This window comes from Thiobacillus denitrificans (assembly GCF_001530125.1).
Lineage (GTDB): Bacteria > Pseudomonadota > Gammaproteobacteria > Burkholderiales > Thiobacillaceae > Thiobacillus > Thiobacillus denitrificans_C.
The window spans coordinates 1-1,848 of record NZ_LDUG01000068.1; the positions used below are offsets into that span (position 1 = coordinate 1).

1 protein-coding gene is annotated in these 1,848 nt (G+C 65.4%); it reads right to left on the bottom strand.

What is annotated here, in order from left to right:
- A partial coding sequence (locus ABW22_RS16380; protein WP_059759427.1) for a TonB-dependent receptor occupies positions 1-1,848 on the bottom strand: 1,848 nt, incomplete at both ends.

The following is a 1,848-nucleotide window of genomic DNA, read 5'->3' on the forward strand; positions in this document are numbered from 1 at the left end:
CCCACAGGTTGGCAACCGTCGATGGCGTGTTGGTCGGCGTCTTGCCGGCCAGCGAAACGCCGCCCTGCACGAAGTTCTCGTACTGCGCATCGACGTAGGTGAGGTTGCCCTGCAATGACAGCCTGGCGGTGGGTTGCAGCCCGACGGCCAGCTCCACGCCCCTGGCGGACTGCTCGCCGACCAGGACGGTCAGCGCGGTGTTGTTCGGGTCCTGGGTGGCAATGTTCTTGCGCGTGATGCGGTAGGCCGCGACCGTGGCCGACCCTTTGCCTTGCCAGAAATCGACCTTGCTGCCGATCTCCGCCTGCCGGCCGGTCGTGAGTTCGCTGTTGTCGCGCACATTGGCAAAGGTGGCCGTGGAAAGGATGCCGGACGGTGGATCTGCCGCCGTGGCGTACTGCGCGTACAGATTGGCGCCGGGCGCAAAGTCCCATACCAGGCCGATTCGTCCGGTCGTCGGGCTGTAAGTGCGCGAGAAGGTGGCGGGACTGGCGGCGGTCACCGCGCGCCGGTTGGTCAGGCCAAGCGCGATGCGCTCGTGGCGCAGCGCCGTCACCAGGTTCAGGGTGGGCGCCAGGGCGGTGCGGTTTTCCAGGTACAGCGCGGTCGTGGTGACCTTGTTGTCCCTGTCGGGGCTGAAGCCCGGCGTCATGCCTGGCACCTGGAAAAAGCGCTCGGTAACGAAGTTGTAGGGATCGACCGTGCTGACCACAGCCGGCAGGCTGTTGGGGAAACGGGTCTGCTTGTTCACGCTCACATCCAGACCATAGGACCAGTCGCTCTTGAGCCCGGCGAGTTGCCCCTTGTAGAGCCCCTCGATGCGGTCACCGACGACCTGATGGTCATGCCGCTGCAGCAGTGCGCCCGAGCGGATCACCGCTGTGTTGGCCGCGTTGTAGCGATAGCTCTCCACGTTGCGGTAGTCGCGCAGCGCATCGTAGGCATAGAAGGTGTTCTTGAACTGCAGCGCGTCGGTCGCCTGCCAGTCGGTCACCGAACGCAGCCATTGCACGCGCTGGGCATAGATGCCGTCAGCGCTGTTGAAGTTCTTGAAGCGGATGCCGGGATCAACGCGCAGCGTGCCCGTCGCCGGGTTGAGCACCGGCGTGCCCCAGTAGGGCCGGTCGACCTCCTCATCCTGGTATTCGTAAGCCAGGGTATGGGTCAGTCCGCCGCCGAAGTCCGACAGCAGCGAAGCGGCGAATTGCGTGGCCTTGGTTCCGGTGCCGTCGACCCAGCTGCCGGCGTCGCGGCGGTTCACGTCGATGCGCACATAGTGGCTGCCCGCTCCGCCGTCGCCGGCTATGCGGCGATTCAGGCCAAAGGACGCTTCCTTCAGGCCATGGCTGCCCAGCCGCAGCTGTGCGTCGGCAAAATTGCCTTTTTCCGCGATCTTGGTGATGTAGTTGATGGAGCCGCCGACCGCACCCGAGCCGAACAAAAAGCTCGACGGCCCGCCGATGGCCTCGACACGGTCGTAGATCCAGCTGTCCACCGGGCGCGCTGCAATCGAATATTGCACGTTGACGCCGTTGAACATCTGGCTGATGGAGCCGCTGCCAAAGCCGCGGTAACTGACGCCGACACTGCCCGGCGCGTCGTGCGCAGTGACGCCGGGAATGGCGCGCAGTATCTCCTGGGTATTTTGCGCACCGCGCGCATCAATGGTGGCGCGGTTCACGACGGTGACCGAGGCCGGCGTCTCGCGCGGGCTCAAGCCCAGGCGGCTGCCGGTTTCGGAAGGGGTGTCCAGGTTGAGACGGCCATTGGCGACCGGTCCATCGTCGACCACCTCGATTTGCCGCAGCGTCGCAGCTTCAGTTTGAGCGCGGCTGGAGGCAGACGCCA